Origin of the sequence: Streptomyces sp. NPDC048057, assembly GCF_040653095.1 — a bacterium.
Lineage (GTDB): Bacteria > Actinomycetota > Actinomycetes > Streptomycetales > Streptomycetaceae > Streptomyces.
In genome coordinates this window covers 26,259-42,807 of the sequence record NZ_JBEZNF010000010.1, presented here as the reverse complement: position 1 = coordinate 42,807, position 16,549 = coordinate 26,259, and the positions used below count along the sequence as shown (strand labels likewise).

At 67.4% G+C, this 16,549-nt stretch carries 20 protein-coding genes; all 20 read right to left on the bottom strand.

The window, feature by feature from the left end:
* Positions 1-42: 42 nt before the first annotated feature.
* The 20 genes from AB0E05_RS13680 to AB0E05_RS13585 all read right to left on the bottom strand — a co-directional run bounded on the left by AB0E05_RS13680 (position 43) and on the right by AB0E05_RS13585 (position 16,548).
* Entirely contained in the window at positions 43-246 is a 204-nt protein-coding gene (locus AB0E05_RS13680; RefSeq protein WP_361962681.1) for a hypothetical protein, read from the bottom strand.
* A gap of 5 nt (positions 247-251) precedes the next feature.
* Complete coding sequence (locus tag AB0E05_RS13675; RefSeq protein WP_361962679.1) at positions 252-1,067, bottom strand: N-acetylmuramoyl-L-alanine amidase; 816 nt, start codon at positions 1,065-1,067, stop codon at positions 252-254.
* Positions 1,068-1,145: 78 nt separating this feature from the next.
* Positions 1,146-1,460 (bottom strand): DUF2746 domain-containing protein, encoded by a 315-nt coding sequence (locus tag AB0E05_RS13670; protein ID WP_361962677.1) that lies wholly within the window; start codon positions 1,458-1,460, stop codon positions 1,146-1,148.
* A 59-nt stretch (positions 1,461-1,519) separates the two neighbouring features.
* A complete protein-coding gene (locus tag AB0E05_RS13665; protein WP_361962675.1) occupies positions 1,520-2,794 on the bottom strand; it encodes a tail fiber domain-containing protein in 1,275 nt (424 codons plus the stop codon).
* A gap of 27 nt (positions 2,795-2,821) precedes the next feature.
* Positions 2,822-3,268, bottom strand: a complete 447-nt coding sequence (locus tag AB0E05_RS13660; protein WP_361962673.1) for a hypothetical protein — start codon at positions 3,266-3,268, stop codon at positions 2,822-2,824.
* A gap of 58 nt (positions 3,269-3,326) precedes the next feature.
* Positions 3,327-3,575: a hypothetical protein gene (locus tag AB0E05_RS13655; protein WP_361962671.1), complete on the bottom strand. Its 249-nt coding sequence runs from the start codon at positions 3,573-3,575 to the stop codon at positions 3,327-3,329.
* 26 nt (positions 3,576-3,601) lie between these two features.
* Positions 3,602-5,680 carry a hypothetical protein gene (locus AB0E05_RS13650; protein ID WP_361962669.1) on the bottom strand — a complete coding sequence of 693 codons (2,079 nt, stop codon included), beginning with the start codon at positions 5,678-5,680 and terminating at the stop codon, positions 3,602-3,604.
* A gap of 99 nt (positions 5,681-5,779) precedes the next feature.
* Positions 5,780-6,082: a hypothetical protein gene (locus AB0E05_RS13645; RefSeq protein ID WP_361962667.1), complete on the bottom strand. Its 303-nt coding sequence runs from the start codon at positions 6,080-6,082 to the stop codon at positions 5,780-5,782.
* The gene (locus tag AB0E05_RS13640) at positions 6,082-7,293 is read right to left on the bottom strand and encodes a siphovirus ReqiPepy6 Gp37-like family protein (RefSeq protein WP_361962665.1); all 1,212 of its coding nucleotides are present in this window, start codon (positions 7,291-7,293) and stop codon (positions 6,082-6,084) included. The genes AB0E05_RS13645 and AB0E05_RS13640 overlap by 1 nt, the downstream gene beginning before the upstream one ends.
* Positions 7,294-8,148 carry a phage tail family protein gene (locus AB0E05_RS13635; protein WP_361962663.1) on the bottom strand — a complete coding sequence of 285 codons (855 nt, stop codon included), beginning with the start codon at positions 8,146-8,148 and terminating at the stop codon, positions 7,294-7,296.
* Between the two features lie 8 nt (positions 8,149-8,156).
* The gene (locus tag AB0E05_RS13630; protein ID WP_361962661.1) at positions 8,157-11,462 is read right to left on the bottom strand and encodes a hypothetical protein; all 3,306 of its coding nucleotides are present in this window, start codon (positions 11,460-11,462) and stop codon (positions 8,157-8,159) included.
* Between the two features lie 3 nt (positions 11,463-11,465).
* Positions 11,466-11,795, bottom strand: coding sequence for a hypothetical protein (locus tag AB0E05_RS13625; protein WP_361962659.1), 330 nt, complete (start codon positions 11,793-11,795; stop codon positions 11,466-11,468).
* Positions 11,796-11,854: 59 nt separating this feature from the next.
* Positions 11,855-12,196 (bottom strand): phage tail assembly protein, encoded by a 342-nt coding sequence (locus AB0E05_RS13620; protein ID WP_361962657.1) that lies wholly within the window; start codon positions 12,194-12,196, stop codon positions 11,855-11,857.
* A 118-nt stretch (positions 12,197-12,314) separates the two neighbouring features.
* Positions 12,315-13,055 (bottom strand): hypothetical protein, encoded by a 741-nt coding sequence (locus AB0E05_RS13615; protein WP_361962655.1) that lies wholly within the window; start codon positions 13,053-13,055, stop codon positions 12,315-12,317.
* 12 nt (positions 13,056-13,067) lie between these two features.
* Positions 13,068-13,565: a hypothetical protein gene (locus AB0E05_RS13610; RefSeq protein ID WP_361962653.1), complete on the bottom strand. Its 498-nt coding sequence runs from the start codon at positions 13,563-13,565 to the stop codon at positions 13,068-13,070.
* The gene (locus tag AB0E05_RS13605; RefSeq protein WP_361962651.1) at positions 13,565-14,017 is read right to left on the bottom strand and encodes a DUF5403 family protein; all 453 of its coding nucleotides are present in this window, start codon (positions 14,015-14,017) and stop codon (positions 13,565-13,567) included. Before AB0E05_RS13605 ends, AB0E05_RS13610 begins: the two co-directional genes overlap by 1 nt.
* Positions 14,017-14,358, bottom strand: a complete 342-nt coding sequence (locus AB0E05_RS13600; protein ID WP_361962649.1) for a phage head-tail adapter protein — start codon at positions 14,356-14,358, stop codon at positions 14,017-14,019. The genes AB0E05_RS13605 and AB0E05_RS13600 overlap by 1 nt, the downstream gene beginning before the upstream one ends.
* Positions 14,355-14,828, bottom strand: a complete 474-nt coding sequence (locus AB0E05_RS13595; RefSeq protein WP_361962647.1) for a hypothetical protein — start codon at positions 14,826-14,828, stop codon at positions 14,355-14,357. Before AB0E05_RS13595 ends, AB0E05_RS13600 begins: the two co-directional genes overlap by 4 nt.
* A gap of 72 nt (positions 14,829-14,900) precedes the next feature.
* Positions 14,901-15,959: a hypothetical protein gene (locus tag AB0E05_RS13590; protein ID WP_361962645.1), complete on the bottom strand. Its 1,059-nt coding sequence runs from the start codon at positions 15,957-15,959 to the stop codon at positions 14,901-14,903.
* A gap of 70 nt (positions 15,960-16,029) precedes the next feature.
* Positions 16,030-16,548: a hypothetical protein gene (locus tag AB0E05_RS13585; protein ID WP_361962643.1), complete on the bottom strand. Its 519-nt coding sequence runs from the start codon at positions 16,546-16,548 to the stop codon at positions 16,030-16,032.
* Between the last annotated feature and the right edge of the window lies 1 nt (position 16,549).

Genomic DNA, 16,549 nt, shown 5'->3' with positions numbered 1-16,549 from the left:
CGAAGAGCCCCCGCCAGCCGTACAGGCCGACGGGGGCTGCTGCTACTTGTTCTCGACGAAGCCGAAGGCGGTCAGCGTCTGGATGATGACCGCGATCTGCGGGTAGTCGGTGGCGAGCAGGGCGGCGACGGACAGGGCCACGCCTGCGACGGCCGCGACCAGCCCGGCCTTGCTCTTGTACCGGGTGGGAAGGGCCCGGGCGATGGCGCCGAGCCCCTTCGTGGTCACCTTGGCGTGCTTGGCCACGCGTATCACGCCTTCACCGAGAAGCCGCGCCGCGCGCCGAGCTGCTTCAGGCTCGTCATGCCGGGTACGCCGTCCGCGTCCGAGCCGGTGAAGCCAAGTCGCTGCTGCCACTTCCGGTACGCCGCGATCGTGACGGACCCGAAGGAGCCGTCCAAGGCGTACGCAGCAGAGAGCAGGCCCTCCGCCTTCAGGGCGGCCTCGACGATCCGCACGTCAGCCGGGTGGGTGGTGCCGCCCTGACGCAGGCCAGGGTCACGCCGGGCGGCTGCCACGACGTTGGACAGGTCGACGACCTTCGAGGCCGGCTTCGGTGCGGGCTTGCTCGGCTTGCTGCCGGCCGGGGCGGGCATCCCAGCCTGGACCCAGGCGTAGAGCTTGGGGCCGGGGCAGGCGGTCGCGATGCCGTCCTTGTGCCCCCTCTTCGCCAGCTTCCGGCCGGTGCGCGAGCATGCCTCGTCGTACAGCGCGCGAGCGGAGGCCAGCGCGCGAGCGCTCGGCTCCTGATCGCCGCCGATGGCGATCTGGACTCCGAGGCCGCTGACGTTGCGGCCGGGGCAGTGCGCTCCCTGGAGAGTCCAGCCGCGCCCCTCGTAGACGACCCCGTCCTGGTCGATGACGAAGTTGTAGCCCACGCCGGCCCACCCCTTCGCAAGATGGGTGCGCTCGATGGCCTGCGGCACCTTGGGGCCGACGTAGCTGATGCGCGATGCGCCGTCGTAGTGGATGAAGAACTCCGTGCGCGAGCTCAGCGGCACGTAGGCGGGCGTGCCGTTCCACGGCTTTGCGCCCCACTTGGAGCGGGAAACGATCTGAACGGACAAGGCGGGTACCTCCTCGGGCAAGGCGAAGGCCCCGCCTCCACACGGGAGACAGGGCCTTCGGGGTTTGGGGGCGGGGTCTTACTCGGTGCCGACGGCCGCGGTAGTGCCGGCCGTCGTAGAGACGTGCTGGTCCAAGCGCTTGGAGACCGCCAGCCGCTCCAGGCGTTCGTGCGCGATGTCGCGGCGTAGATCGCGCAGCGCTTCGTCGTGATGGGCCTGGCCGTCAAGGACGCGGTCGATGCGGTGCATCAGGGAGTCGATGTCGTCCCGGAGGTTCGTGTCGTGCGTGTTGGCAACGTGATCGCGGGCGACCGATACGTCCTCGGCGACCGCGCTCAAGGCGTTGCCCTGTCGACGTACGAGTTCGACGAGTACGCCGACGAGGGCGGCCATGATGGCTCCCCCAGCAGTTACCAGCGCCACTTGCACAGTGGGGTCGATGGCGGCGGTGATCACGAGAGCTTCGCCTCCAGCGTTGCCAGGCGTCGCTCCAGGTCGACGATCTGCCTCGCCTGGCGCTGCACGACCGGGACCAAGGCGACGCCCAGGAGGTCGTAGCGCAGTCCGTCGACCTCGCCGTCGAGGTAGTTGACCATCCAGTCCAGGCCCGCGGCCTCGACTTCCTCGGCGATCAGGCCGACCTCGTCCTTGCGGCCCTCCTTCACCGAGCCGCCCTCGGTCACCGTGTCCTTGCGGTCGTAGATGACCGGACGCAGCGCCAGTACGTCATCCGGGTTGATGACCTGGTCCCGTACGTTTTCCTTGAAACGTACGGATGACGTGTTGCGGCAAAAGGTGCCGTCGCCCTCGACCCACACCGCGTACCAGGTGCCGGACCCGGAGGCCGCGTTGCTGTGCGGCTTCTTCGAGCCGTTGGCCCAGGAGATCGTCGAGCTGGAGGTGAGGTACCCGGCGTGGCTGTGCGTGCTCGGCGGGAAGGCCGACGGCCGACCAGTAATCGATGACCAGGAGTGGGAGTGGCTGGACGGCGCGTACGTTGAGGGCTTCCCGGTGATCGCGTCCCAGTCGTGATTGTGCGAGCTGGGCGGGAAAGTGGACGGCTTGCCCGTCACGTCGCCCCAGGGATGTGCGTGAGCAGCAGGGGGGAAGCTGGCGGGGGCGCCCTCGATCATGGTCCAGTTGATTGTCGGGGCGAGATCCTTCCACCGAGTCCCGTCCCAGAACTCCCATTGGTTCGTTGAGGTGTTGAGGCCGAGCCGTCCCGTGCGGGGCGCCTTCGGGCGGGTGGCTGTAGTCCAGCCGCCGACTGAGTTACCCAGGAACTCGCGCTCGCTCTGGACGTTGCCGGCCGAGATGGTCGCGGCGCCGACTGGGACGGTGACCGTGGCCAGCGGGAACTCGTGAACACCCGTGTCGGTCTGGGTGAGGGCCGGGACGCTGCCGCCCGACGTGCCCTGGACAACTGCGAGGGTGATGGAGTTGGCGGTCGGGTCCAGGCGCAGGACGACGCGGTCGTAGCGCTGGGCCGCGCTCGCTGCCGCGATGGTCACGGTCTCGGTCGCCGTCGACTGGACGGCGTGACCGCGGACGATCGCGAAGCCGGGGGCGACCTTGACCCGCATGCCGGAGCTGTCCCCGTAGGCGTGAAAGCCGGGCCCGCCGACGTGGTCAGCGACACCAGAGTGCGAAGCCAGCTCACGGAAGAGGGCGCTGTACTGCCCCTCGGATACGGCCTGGCCGTCGAACGGGTAGGAACTGATGGACACGCGGTGGGTCCTCCTTTGAGGCGGGGGTCAGTCGGAGTACGGGCCGACGTCTTCGACCACGAGGTGAGAGCCGATGCTCGGCTGGAAGGCCACAGGGCCGTAGGTGGTGGCTGGACGGCTGGGCGCGATCGAGATGCCCACGGTCGTCTGACCGGCCGGGGGGTTCGTGAGGTAGAACGTGCAGTCGCAGCCCTGGGCCGCAGTGGCGTCATCGTCGAATACGGCGACTCGGTACGCGCCGAAGACGGTGCCGTCCGAAGCGGAGGCGCCAGGAGCCCAGCGCCCCCGCACGATCGCTGCGTTCTTGACGGGATACACCGAGGCGGTCCCGTCTCCCTCCGAGCCTGCGTCCACCAGGTAGGCGAGGAAGTGCACCTTGTAGATGCGCTTCGGTGCTGCGGTGAAGGTGAGTTGGTAGGCCATCGTCTCGACGGACGCAAGGGCTGTATTCGTCAGGTCGGTCTGAATGGCCACGACTCCGCGAGGCATGTAGCCGGGAAGTAGAAGTCCCACTTGCACACCTTCCTGCGTGTTACGCGGTCGGGGAGACCTGGACCCTTGCCTCGGAGACCTCGTCGCCAGCCGCGAAAACGTAGGAACCACCCGTCGGGAGGTTGGCGATGATGGCATCGAGGGCTGCCTTGAGAATCCGGGATCGCTGCTCGTTGGAGAGTCCGCCAAGCGGGTCCACTCCGACGCCAGTGAACTGGACGACGACCTTCTCGGTCGCCTTTTCCTCGCTGATTCCGTAGCGGACGGAGCCGCGGGTTACGAGAGACACTGCTGTGTGATTCCTTTCGGTTGAAGTTACGCGAGCCCGACCCAGAAGCGCTTCGGGTCGCCGAGGAACGAGTTGGTCGAGATTGAGCCGGGAGCCGTCGTCGCAGAGGTGTTGATCGAAGCCCAGCGCCACATGTTGTTGGCGCCGAGTCGTGACGGGCACGCGGAGCTGTTGTCGTAGGCGAGCATGGCCGGCCCGTCGACAGGGCTCTCCGTGTAGAGCATGCGAAAGGCGACGTAGTACACGCCGGGCTGGAGCGTGACCGCGGAAGTCAGGTTGCTCCAGGAAGTCCCGCCGCCCGTGGCGTGCTGCTCCTGTGGCTCGTAGGCGACCGTGGACAGGTCGCCGGTCGCCCGCACCAGGGTGCCGGCCGAGTTGTAGATGCCGGCCCAGGAACCGGCCTTCAGGCCGCCCGAGTAGCCCTTGAAGTACCACACGATCCGGGACACCGAGGCGGTTTCGTTGACCTTCACGGCCGTGACGCGGCCTTGGCCGCTGGTCGGGTAGACCACCTGCACTGAGCACATCGCCGGGTCGCTCGACCACGCCTTCAATCCGAGGTCGGTCGGGTCGAAGTCGCTCGGCTTGGCGTAGGACGGGAGCTGCGCGGCTGGCACCTTGGCGTCCGGACCCAGGGGGGCGACACCGTTGGCCACACCGCGGTCGGCCCAGGCGATACCGCCGAGGTCGTCGAGGTCGACGGTCACGACGCCCGTTTGACCGTTCACCGACGTGACGTCCACGTTGGCAACCGTCACGATCTTGCCGTCCGCCTGTCGGACCTTCAGCACGCCGCCTTCAGCGTAGGCGACCGCGCCGTCCGAGGGGTTGGAGGTCGGCGGGATGCTGGCGTTTTTGAACGCGAGGACGAACTTGCCCCCGGCGAACGGGGCGGTCGTGTCACCGATCCCCAGGTTGTAGAACGTGGCGCGCGAGCTGTTGCTGTATGGGTGGCCGGCGTCCGTGACCCGGAAGTATGTGGCCGGGTCGGCGCTGCCGTACGCGGTGAGCGCGTGGCCTGTGGCCGGCTGCATGACGGTGGGACCCGCGAGGGTTCCGCCCGCGCTCGGCAGGGCGCCGACGTCGGCCGCGTTGAGGGTGACCGCGCCGGTCTTGCCGTTGACGGAGTCGACCGCGCCGCCCGCGCCGCCCCCGGAGCCGACCTTGAAGACCGTACCGTCGCCCTGCTTGATGTAGGCCAGGCCCGCCTTCGAGTAGAGCTGTATACCGCCCGAGGCGGTCGCAGGGTCGGCCGCCAGGTCGCGCGCACCGATCGCGCCGGAGCTCGTCACCTGCGCTTCGCCGAGCGGAACGGTCCCACCGAACGAGGTCTGGCCCGTCGAGCGCTTCGCGTAGATGGTGTGCTTCTTGAACGAGCCATCGTCGCCGTGGGCGGCGATGACGAGGTCGGAGCCAGAGCCGTCGCCGGGCTCGGCGGTGTCGTCCGCCTCGATGCTCCAGCGGTTGACGCCGCCCGTCGCCAAGCTCAGCGACCGGTAGGAACCGGCCGCCCCGCTGACCTTCACCGCGCCCGTGACGGTGCCGCCCGTGGTGGGCAGTGCGCCGACATCGGCAGCGCCGAGGTTCACGGCGCCGGTCCGGGTGTTCACCGACGTAACCGGGTAACTGACCTGCGCGATCTGGAAGCTGGTGCCGTCCGACTGCTTGACGAACATCTTCCCGGACTTGGAGTAGATGAAGACGCCGCCCGAGGTGGTGGCCGGATCGGTCCCGACGTCTCGCAGGCCGACCGAGCCGGACGACGTCACCTGGGCGGAGCCGTGGTGGATGGTCGTGCCGAAGCTGATCGTGCCGTCCGACCGCTTCGCGTGGACGGTGGTCTTGTTGAAGGAGCCGTCGTCGTTGCGGGCGGCCAAGCGGAAGTCGGAGCCCGTGGCCGTGCCGGTCTCGGCGACGTCGTCAGTCTGCGCTTCCCAGCGGCTCACGCCATCGGTCATCCACCGGAGCACCCGGTAGTTCCCGGCGGCCCGGTTGATGCCGAGGTATGCGGCGTTGAGCGTGGCGTTGGCGTTGTTCGGCAGGGCGCCTACGTCGCCTGCGTTGAGCACGACGTCCTTGACGCTCTGTCCGTTGACCGACTGCACGATGCCGGGGGCGCCTGCCGGTCCGGTTGCTCCCGCCGGGCCTGCGGGCCCTGTGGGACCTACGGTCCCGTTGTCGTAGGGGTAGTACGTAGACGGCACTTACGCGACCTCCACTCCGCTGATGTGGGCGTAGGCCGTGGCCGAGTTGCCCTGGATGCTGATCGAGTCGTTGGGTTCGAGGACCGTTGAGATCCGGAGTGTGAAGACGCCGTTGGGGTGGACGCCGACGTTCGCGAGAAGGGGCGTGCTGTTGATCTTCACTGCGAGGAGCGCGCTCGACGCGCTCATGTTCGTGCAGACGATGTCGGTGATGATCGCCTGGCCGTTCGACGGGACGGTGTAGACGATGGACTCCTCCGCGGGGAGCTGGCCCCGCCAGAAGCTCTTCGGCGCAGTGGCCATCAGTACACCCCCATGATCGAGAAGAGCTGGTTGTCGGCTGCGGCGCCCACGTCTGACGTCCGCTCCAGTTGGGAGACACGGGCCTCGGCGCTTGTCACACGCTTCGAGAGCGCGGCATCTACGGAGAAGCCGGTCGCGTCACCCAGAAGCACGCCGACCTGGAAGCCGTCAGACCCGGCCTTGAGGACCATGCCGGTCGCGTTGGACACGAGCTCCTGGTCCTCGACGACGACGGAGACCTTGTCTCCCAGGTACCAGTCGTGCCCGAAGCGCATGGTGCCGTCCTCCATCGGTACGACCTGGACGTTGACGGCAGTGAAGCCCGCGTCCTCCATCGCCTCGTCGCCGGCCTGCTGGAGCTCCTTCCAGTCGTCGGTCTGCCGCTGATCGATGAACTTCTCGATGCGCCGGCCCCAGTCCTTCTCGGCGGCCACGGACGCAGCCGTCTGGACCTGGAGGAACTGGCGCTTGGTGAGCTCGCCCTGGCCGGCCACGATGGCGCGGGTGACGCCAGGCGGGGAGATGGCGACGCGCTGGCCGGCGAGCGACCCGGAGGCCACGTCGAGCCGGATCAGCTTGGTGCGGTCGGTGATCTGGTAGGTCTCGAAGACGAGGCTCGATCCGCGCTGCACGACACGGAATCCGAAGCCGCCCAGCAGGGCGAGCTCGGTCAGGAGGTTGCCGAGCACAGGGAACCGCGCTCTCTTGATGACGGCGGGCCCGCGGCCTTGAGTGCCCCCGCTGACGAGCGCTGTCTTGCGCCGCTCGACTGGGGCTGTCGGACCAATGTTCGCCATGACGAAGGAGTGCATGACATCCTCCGCCTTGCCCTGCCTGACATCGTGCGCCTTCGTCTGGCTGGCGCCGTTGGGGTTGGTCGGGTCAGGGAACGCGAGGGTGTCCGCGAGGACGACCGTGTCCGACACGCCCTCGAAGGTGATCGACCCACCGGGGTCCTCCTGGGTGGCGGCGAACTCGGCCTTCACCGCCGGCCCCGACATGAGGACGTCGCTGGGCCCGGTGATGATGACGCCTGCGCCGGGCTGGCGCAGGGCCTGTGCGAGCGGGTTCTCGGCCGCCAGGGTCAGCGTCCACTGACCCACGTTGTTGAAGTTGTCCGTCAGGCTCATGCTGAGCACTTCCGGCCGGACGAGTCCGCGACGAGTCAGGGACTTGTCGCGGACCTCGACCGTGATGTCCTGCAACCGCACTCAGATCACCATCCACTTCCGGGGCTGCCACGAGCAGGTGATCTTCGAGGCGGTCGTGATGTCTTCGAGCTGAGCAGTCGCGGTGGACAGGCCCGGCTTGACGGTCCAGAAGCGGGGTGCCTCGTCGAGCTCGGCGTAGCGGTTGGTGCCGGCCCGGTCGACGACCGTGCCCTTGCGGGTGTCGATCGTCAGGCGCTCGTCCGCCAGGAGAGTTCCGGACCAGGCCAGCCTCTCGCCGTCCGGTGAGACCGTGACGAAGTTGGTGCCGGGGCCGGCGATCTCCCAGATTGGGTACGCCTCCGCGTTACCGGAGTTGTCGAGCTGGATCTCGCCGATCGCCTGGGACGCGGAGATCTCCACGTTGACCAGGGCGGTGAGGAAGGGGGCCGCGGCGCTTCCGCCGATGTAGCGGATCTGAGCCTCCGAGCCGGTCCAGTAAGGGTCGGGGGCGCGGAAGGTAATGACGGTCTGGAACTCGCGCTCGCCGGTCGTGTCCGCGCCGTAGGAGTACTCGCCTCCGCCCGTTCGGTACACGTCCGTCGTCCAGCGGGTGCCGTCGTCGTCGAGGAGGGTGAGCGTGCACCGACCGGCCAGCGCGAGGGCCAGCCGGTCGGTGAGCTCCTGAAGGTGTCGGCGGTCTCGGGCCAGGATCTCCAGGGGTATGTCGATGTCGCGCGTCAGGACTCGTCGCCTGCGGAAGGTGGCGCCGTCCCCGGCGCCTTCGAGCCACTGGACGGAGACGGGGGGCAGGCCGAAGCCTGTCACCCCCGTCTTGGCCTGGTAGCCCAGGCCGGTGTCCATGATCTCGTTCAGGTCGAGCGTGTCCGTCTCGCTGCTCAGGAGCAGCTTCGGCATCTACTGCATCACCACCCAAACCGCGCACGGTTGGCGGCGGCGAACAGATCCTCTTCGGACCCGAGGCTGCTGCCCGGCGCTGCGTAGTAGTTGAGGATCTTCGTGGAGCCGCCCCCATTCGAAACGGCCAGGGCGGCACCGACCGCGGAGGACACTCCGCCCGAGACGCCGATCTGTCCGACCGAGGGCACGCTGATCTCGGTGTTGCCGATGTCTGCCGTCAGCCCCTGGAGGGATTTGCGGACTGCGTCGTATCGGGACTCCAAGCCCTTGATGAAGCCGTCGATGACGAGCTGCCCGGCGCCCACGAGAAGCACTCGGTCCAAGGATTCGGGGCCCTTCCAGTCCTTGAGCTTGTTGGTGAGGTCGCCGAGCTTGGACTTGACTGAACCGAACATGCCGCCGATGCCGTCGATGAAGCCCCTGATCAAATCCTTGCCAGCGGTGGCCAACGTCGAGCCGAGCGACCCGAGCCCTTCCTTGGCCTTGCCGGGCAGCTCCTTGACCTTGGACACGGCCTTGCCGATCCACTCGCCGATCGTGCTCACGAGCTTGCTCAAGGCCGTACTCGCAGTGCTGCGGATCGACGTCCAGGCGGAAGCGAAGAACCCCTTCACTACATTGAGGCCGTCCGAGACCAGGCCCCGTACGCCAGTGAGGAACACCCCGACGTATCCGCGGATCGCGTTGAACGCTCCCGTGCACACGTCCGTGACGTACTTCCAGCCGGACTTGAACAGTCCGCCGACAGCCGTGAGGGCCTTCCCGATACCGCCGATCAGCCCGATGTTCAGGAAGACGACCAGGGCTCCGAGAATGGTGTCCCAGACGCCCTTGAGGAGCGTCCAGATTCCGGACCAAAACTGCGACCAGCCGGCGCTCAACGTGGAGAAATTCCCAGTGAACAACCCCTCGATCAAGCCCCAAGCAATCTTGATCACGCCGACGATGATGTCCCATACGCCGGTCACCACGCCGGTCAAGCCCTCGAAGACGAGCGCTACGCCGTTGATCGCCCCAACCAGGGAACCCAAGAGCAGCCCGACAATGAACCCGATGGCCGGTGCAAGGACCGGCATCAGAAGGTTCACCAGCGAGAGCAGGGCCTGAAGAGCGGGCTGGAGTGACGTGTACAAACGGCTGAACGCGTCCGCGAATTGCGGCAGAAATTGCGTGACCAACTGCTGTATCAGCGGGATGAGCGGCATCAGGACGGCCGAGATGATCTTCAGACCGATGTCGACGAGCGGCATCGCAGCCGCACCAACTTGAGCGATGTACTCACCGACCGAAATCAGGATGGGCGCCAGGGCCTCGCCCAACTGGACGGCAATGGGTGTAACGGCGGCCAGTAGTCGCGTAAAGAGCGCCGAGACGAGCGGAAGAATCGCCTGGAGTCCACCGAGGGCGGCGGTCCCCAACACTTCCGCAACGACGGCGGCGAGTTGCATGACGAGCGGCGAAAGCTGCACGACGGCGCTGGTCAGCGCTCCGGCCAGCAGCTCGATGATGGGGATGACCATTGGAGCAAGCTGGGCAAATGCATTGGAAAGCGGTATCAAAGCCGCGCTGACCAGCGCGGCGAACGCCGGCAGCATGGCGGAGACCACCTGCAATACCGCGCCGAGCGCCAGGCCAAGCGGCGCCATCGCGGGAGCGAGGAGCTGCACGGCCTTCAGCAGGCCATCGAAGACCGCGACGACGCCTTCCGTGACCGCGGGCTGGGCGAGCGCATCAGCGATGGCGCCGAAAGCCGTACCCAGGATCAGCCCTGCGTGCGGCAGGACCGTGGTCAGCAGTGCGCCGAGCTCGATGAAGAGACGTTTCACCGCAGGGCCGGCCGTGCTGGACAGGTTGGCCATGGCCACGTGCGAGGCCCTGAACACGTCGACCAAGCCCCGCTGAAAGCCGGGGGAGTCGACCGTCTGATGGATGGACTTCAGGGTCTCGCGGAGGTTCCCCAGAGTGGAGCCGCCCGCCTCGGTGGCGGCGCGGGACAGGCCGGCGAGAATGCCGCCTGTCTCGAACAGGACGCCGCCGAGATCCTTGAGCGACTGGATTCCCTCGTCGATCTCCTTGCGGAGTCCGAGCTGGCCCTTCTTCTTCAGCCAGTTGTCAAACTGGCGGGAGATGTTGACGAACCAGCCGGCCAGGTTCGGGAGGTACGACGCGCCGACCTCGCCGAGCTGGGCGATGATCGACGAGAAGATCTTCGTGCCGCCGGTCGCGGTCTTGATCGACTCGTTGAGGTAGCCGAACATCTTGTCGACCAGCTCGGGGTTCAGCGCGGCTGTCAGGTCGGTGGCGAAGGAGCCGAAGAACTTACCGATCTCCGTTGCCGTGGCGCGGAAGCCCTGAGCGAAGCGGGGCAGCAGGTTGTCGACCAGGTCTCGAATTGGCTGCCGGGCCTGCTCCCAGAAGTTCGCGCTGATCTGGTTCTGAAGGGCCGACAGGGCCTTTTTGACCTGGGGGACTTCCTTGTTGAAGTCGCGCAGTGCGGCGATCGTGACGCCGATGCCGACTGCGAAACCGCCAAGGATGCCGGGCAGAGTGAGGGCGACCGCCCCGATCTGCGCGAGCGACGCCGACAGCGCGAAGAGGTTGCTGGCCGAGGTCAAGGCGAGCGCGGCCAGCCCGGCGATCGCGGAGGCGAGCGTGCCGATGATCGGAACGCTCTGGTCGAGGTTTCGCAGGATGTTGCTGAACCGCGTGAACAGGTTGTTCAGGACGCGGATGCCGCTGAGGGCCGCGAGCGAGGCGGCTACCTTGGCGACGGCTGCATTGTCGAGGTGCGGAATGATCGAGACCGTCCGCGGCCGAGTCAGGGCGCGCAGGCGTGCGCTGGTGGCTGCGGACGACGCAGCAGAGACGTCCGGCTCGATCCTGATCTTCAGCGGCGAGTTCTTGTCGCGCCACTCCTTGAGCTGGTCAGACATGTCCCGAAGGGACTGGTCGCTGATCTTGAGGTCAACGTCCGTGGCAGTGAGCTGAGTGGGGAGCTGAACCTTCGCGCCCGAGCGGGCCTTGGCGTTGTACTGCCTGATCGCCTTGGCCAGTTCGCCAGCCATCGTGCTCGTGTCGATCCGGGTGTACAGCCGGATCTTGCGGGCGCTGGATGCCCGGTTCTGTTGGTTGATCTTCTGGACCTCGGTCAGCATCTCCCGCAGGAAGCCGTCCATGTTCGGCTTGACCTGCACGTCAATCCTGAGCTGCCGCTCGATCCGGTCGAGTTGCTTCTGCGTGTCCCGCCGGAAGTTGCTGGTATCTGGAAGGACGCGGACGCTGACGCGGCCGATCACCTGCCCTGCTGGCATGGGCTACCTCCGGGCCGTGAATCTGTTGTAGATCTCCGCCACGGAGACCCGCTTGCCTGCCTTCGGGCCGGTCTTGCGCGGCTTCTTCGGCGGCTTCGGGCGTGGCCAGCTCGGGATCTTGGGCGCCTTGCCCTTGCTGCCCCAGTTGCCGGTCGCCCGGGTGTTTGAATTGATCGCGTCGAAGATGTCGGCCTTCAGGTGGCGGTCGACGCCCCACCCGAAGTGGTCCCTGCCGCCCGACGCGAGAGCGACGGTCAGGGATGTGTCAGGCAGCCTCCGCACGAGCGCCATGACGAACATCGGGGAGGGGCCGCGCCCCTCGATCACGTCCACCAGGTCGATGCCGTAGTGGTAGCGGAGGTCGGCATACAGCCCCTCCCCGAAGTCGTCGATCAGCTTGCAGAGGCTGAGGCTTCCCCCACCTGGGCGCCCTTGCCGTAGGTCTCGAAGATCTCGGCGAGCACAGCGAGGTCGCCGGCCACGGCCTTGATCAGGGCCTCACCCTTCTTGGGGTGGTCGGAGACCAGGACGATCGCCTCGGCCAGGAGCGCTTCCTGGTCTGCGTCGTCGGCGTCCATCCGCTCCTGGATGGCTTCGAGCTCCTTGCGCTTCCCCTTGGGCAGGCGGAGCGGGTTGAGCAGGTGGACGGTGGTCTTCTCGTCGACCTCGATGTCGGTCGAGCCGTACTTCGCATCGGCTGCGGCGCGGATGTCGTCAAGGGAGAAGCTGGCCATGGGGTTGCGGACCTCCAGGTCGTAGGGGATGCAGTGCGGACCGTCGAGAGGGACCCCCGGAAGGGGCCCCGGCCGTGCAAGGAGGTCCGCGTCACTTGCACAGCCGGGGAGATCGGGATCAGGCAGCGGAGCCGGCGACCCACGCCGTGCCGGACCAGTGAGCCGTGGAGCCGTCGCCGAGCACAACGTGCTGACCTGTGGCCCACGCGGTCTTCGGGTCCGCGGTCACCAGGTCAAGGTCGACCAGGTCGTACGGCGCGGTCGAGCCGGCCGGGACGAAGATGCCCGGAGTGCCGGCGGTCGCACCGGTCGCGGCGACGGTGCCGAGCGGGGTGATCGCGTACGTCCACGAGTTGGCGCCGTACGTCATGGGCTTCACGCCAATGGGCAGGCCGGCCAGGCTCTCCGTGTCGCCGAAGGACAGGTCGTCACTCCGGTAGATCTCCGCCTTCGGGGCGTAGAAACCGAAGACGTTCTCGCCATCCAGGAATACCGCAAGGAACGCGGCCGAGGTCGGGACCGGGTCGGCCGGGACGCCGACGCTGCCGTCCGCGAGGATCGGGGCGTTCGCGCCGTAGTACAGCTTGAGGCCCTTGACGTCGAACTGCTGGAGCGTGAAGGACATGGTTTCGGTGCGAGTCGAGTACTTCGTCCGCAGGCTCTTGTTCTGGAGGCTCCCGATCACGGTAGCCTCGCCGCCCTCCGAGGCGATGGCGAAGATCTCCTCCAGGGAGGTGTGGCCGACGGTCTCCCAGGGGGAGACGGGGACCAGGAGGTCGGTCGGGATGTCGGTGCCTACCGGAGCGGTCAAGTAGTTGCCGGAGCCGATGACAAGAGTGGCGTTGTCGTTCAGAGCCACGAAGGGATCTCCTTACTGGATGGGGTAGGGGCGGCTCCGCGGCTTGCGGATCTCGATGTCGTAGGTGGCCTCGTAGCGCCAGACACCGGTCGGGAGGTCCGCGTACTGCACGGGGCCAGAGCTTGTTGCCCAGTCCGCCTGCCGGCGAGGGGCGGACGCGAGATCGACTCGCGTGATGTGGCCGCGCCCGGGGTAGACCACCTGCTTCAGCCAGGCGTCACGCAGGACCACGCGGACGGCCTCGGAGAGGATCGCCGCGTCCTCGTCGCCGTCGGGGTCTTCGCAGAAGACGTGGACCGCGACGCGGGCCGCGTCGAGGAAGCGAGTGTCGCCCGCCCAGTTCCCGAAGGAGGGATCGCGGCGCGCGATGACGAGCGGAAAGGTCTGGTTCTTCGAGATGAGCGACTGCACCTGGATGCCGGGCAGGCCCTGTTGGAGCACCGCGAGCATCAGATCCTCCACGGGGGAGAGCTCGGCCAGCGCCTTGATTCCCGGAGGGAGCCCGGCCATCAGCTTCGCCGCCCGTTCCGCTTGCGCCGCTTGATCTTGATCCGCTTCTCGGTTGCTGCGCGCAGACCGCGCGAGCGCTTGGGCAGGCGGGACGCCTCGGCGAGGATGTGCAGGCCCTCGGCCGGCGCCACCTCGTACTCGTTCACGACCTGGCCCCGCTCGTTGACCACCTCGACGGTGTAGCCTCCACGGCCGAGCTCGATGGAGGCTGCCGAGTTGTTGGACTTGCGCACGTTGGTCGCGTTGCGGTCTTCGAGGACCACGTAGGCGTCAATGTCGCCCTTGGCCATGTCGATCTTCGCGACGCCCTCGACCCGATGCTGGACCAAGAGGGCTTCAGCTCGCGCTGCGATCTCGAAGGTGCGCTCCCAGATCTCGTCCTGCACCTCAGGGAGGGAGGCAATGACCTCGGACATCTTCTTGCCGTCGACACCCTTGTAGATGTACGCCATCAGCTCGGCCTCTCGCGGATGTCGATCGACCAGTGCCGCGTGCGCCTTTCGCCGTGGTGGTAGGCGGGCGGCGTGACGATGTCCCAGACGGAGCCAAGCACTTCGACCCGCGACCAGAGGCTGACGCCTTCCAGGCCGGCGGCCACGATCATTCGGGTGATGTTGATCTGCTGCTGGCCGGGCACCTCGGCTCGGGCTGACCGCTGCGGGATCAGTGCGCACGTCACTTCGTGCGGGCCATCCGCATCGGCAACCAGGATCTCGTTGCCGCGGTTGTCAGTCCGCAGCTCGCTCTTCCAGATCTTGGCCTTCACGCCGCGCCTGCGCTGAATCGAGCTCACCAGGGCCCCTCCCCGTCCGCGAAGAGCGGGAAGGGCTTGGAGCCGGAAGTGGGCTGCGCTACCGGAACCAGGCCGGCCGGCACGGGCCGGCGCACGGAGTTCCAAGCGGAGACCTGCGCGGCGATCAGGCTGGGCTTGCGCCCACCGATCTCCTGGAGCAGCTTCTGCTCGTCGCGGCTGAAGTAGACGGTGCCGGCGTTCTCGCTCTGGTCGTCGCTCCAGCCCACCATCTCGTCGCCGGCTCGGGACTGCGTGTAACCCGAAGGGTTGTTCATGTGGCGCTTGCACACCTTCAAGACCAACGTCCGCACGATGCGCGGTACCGAGGTGGCCGACCATTCGCGGCCGGCGTACACGCAGGCCAGGTCGGAGGCGTCCTCCAGGGCAGAGGTAGCGATGCGCTCCTCATCAGCGTCGAGCGTCCAGTCGAGGCGAGCCTTCAGCTCCCCCAGGGTGGCGAAGTTCGCCAAGTCGGACCTCCTTCACTCACGAGCAGGCAAGATGTGCGACACTTGCACATCTTGTCCTGCTCCTCGGCTGGATCAGACGGTCGGGCCGTCAGCCGCTCCCGCGATGCCGGTGATGGCCGCGAGCTCCTGCTGCTTCAGGTCCGGGCCGTCCGGGTCGGGCAGGATGTCGGCCGTCGCGTCGAGGTCGAGCTTGATCGCGCGAACGAAGTGCTCGTGCTCCGAGACGAAGCCCTGGCTCGGGGTCTGCGCGTCGCGGCCGATGAGGTGGTCCTGGATGATCCGGAACCCCTTGTAGGTGTTGACCACGGAGCGGTCGACCAGGCGAGTCGCGTCGTAGTCGCGAATCCAGCGCAGGGAGATGCCGTTGTACGACGCCGCGGCGCCGAAGGGAACGGACTTCGGGACGGACGGGGCACCCGTCGCGAAGATGAACGCGCTGGAGACCATGGCGACGGCGAAGTCGGCCGGCAGCTCGTCGGAGGTGACGATGTTGAAACCATACCGGCGGCCGAGGGTGGCCTCCTTCAGTGCGGAGACGGCCTCGCCGTCGCCGACGTTGGAGGCAAGGTTCAGGTCCGGGTCGGACAGGAGCTCGTTCTCCCAGCCGGAGCCGACCAGGAGGGTGCGGCCCTCCTTCGGGACGCGGAACTTGTTCAGCACCTCGCGGGCCCGGATCAGGGTCTTGCGGTAGGAGCGGCTTGCGACCGCACCGCCGAGGGTGACCGAGTACGGAGCCTTGAGCAGGTAGTCGACCGCCTCGTACTCCAGGCCCTTGCCGACCGCCTCGGTCTGCTTGGCCATGAGCTTGGCCCAGCCGAGCAGGTCGAAGTCGGCCTGCTCGTCGGTGAGCTGGAGCGCGGAGTAGACGTCCCCACCGAAGGTGACCTGGACGGTCTTCTCGGCGTAGGTGTCGAACTGGAGCTCCGTCGAGCGGTTGTTGCGCCACCCGTACGTGCGGTAGGGCAGGACTCCCTCGACCTTGATGTTGATGGCGTCGCCCTTGGCGCCCTTGAACTGGTCGATGCCCTCGCGCTGGAAGACGGCGGGGACGACCAGGGACTCTTCCAGAGCGACCGCGGCGGTCGCGGCGATCTTCTCCGGCTTGATGACATCGTGCTCGGTGTACGGCACTGGCGGGATCTCCTGTCAGTAGAGGATGCAGGGAGGCTCGGCGTGCGTCACTTGCACACCTGGGGGTGAGTCAGTAGCGGCGCTTGCGCGCCGCGCGAGCCGCCTTGACGGGGTCGAAGTCCTCCCCGTTGTCGGGGGTCAGGCCGCCGCTGAGCGATTCGGGAGCGGACGGGACGATGAGCTTCTGGAGCTCCTTCGCGTCCGCCTCCAGCTCGACTTCGGTGGTGCCCGTCAGGCGCTTGGCCAGGGGCGCGGGCAGCTCGTACTTGGCTGCCACGTTGCCGATCAGGATCTGCCGCTCCAACGCCTCGATTTGGCCGCGAAGCTCGGAGGTGGCGGCCTCGAACTCGTCCAGGGTCTTGGCCTTGGACAGCTTGGCCTCCGTCTCGCGGAGCTTGGTGCGGTAGTTCGCGGCCTCGGCGTTCGCGTCGGTGAGCTTCTTGCGAAGCACCTCCGGGGGAACGGTCTCCTCGGCCGGCTTCTCCTCGGTGGAGCCCTCGTCGCCCGTGGGGGTCTCGCCCTCCGGGGGCGTCACGACGGTCTCTTCCGCGGGGGTCTCTTCGGTGCTGGGGGTTTCCTGCTCGGGCACT

Coding starts and splice junctions, on each gene's coding strand:
- AB0E05_RS13670 (WP_361962677.1), bottom strand. CDS start 1,460: ATGGCCGCCCTCGTCGGCGTACTCGTCGAACTCGTACGTCGACAGGGC.
- AB0E05_RS13645 (WP_361962667.1), bottom strand. CDS start 6,082: ATGGCCACTGCGCCGAAGAGCTTCTGGCGGGGCCAGCTCCCCGCGGAG.
- AB0E05_RS13635 (WP_361962663.1), bottom strand. CDS start 8,148: ATGCCGAAGCTGCTCCTGAGCAGCGAGACGGACACGCTCGACCTGAAC.
- AB0E05_RS13630 (WP_361962661.1), bottom strand. CDS start 11,462: ATGCCAGCAGGGCAGGTGATCGGCCGCGTCAGCGTCCGCGTCCTTCCA.
- AB0E05_RS13620 (WP_361962657.1), bottom strand. CDS start 12,196: ATGGCCAGCTTCTCCCTTGACGACATCCGCGCCGCAGCCGATGCGAAG.
- AB0E05_RS13610 (WP_361962653.1), bottom strand. CDS start 13,565: ATGGCCGGGCTCCCTCCGGGAATCAAGGCGCTGGCCGAGCTCTCCCCC.
- AB0E05_RS13605 (WP_361962651.1), bottom strand. CDS start 14,017: ATGGCGTACATCTACAAGGGTGTCGACGGCAAGAAGATGTCCGAGGTC.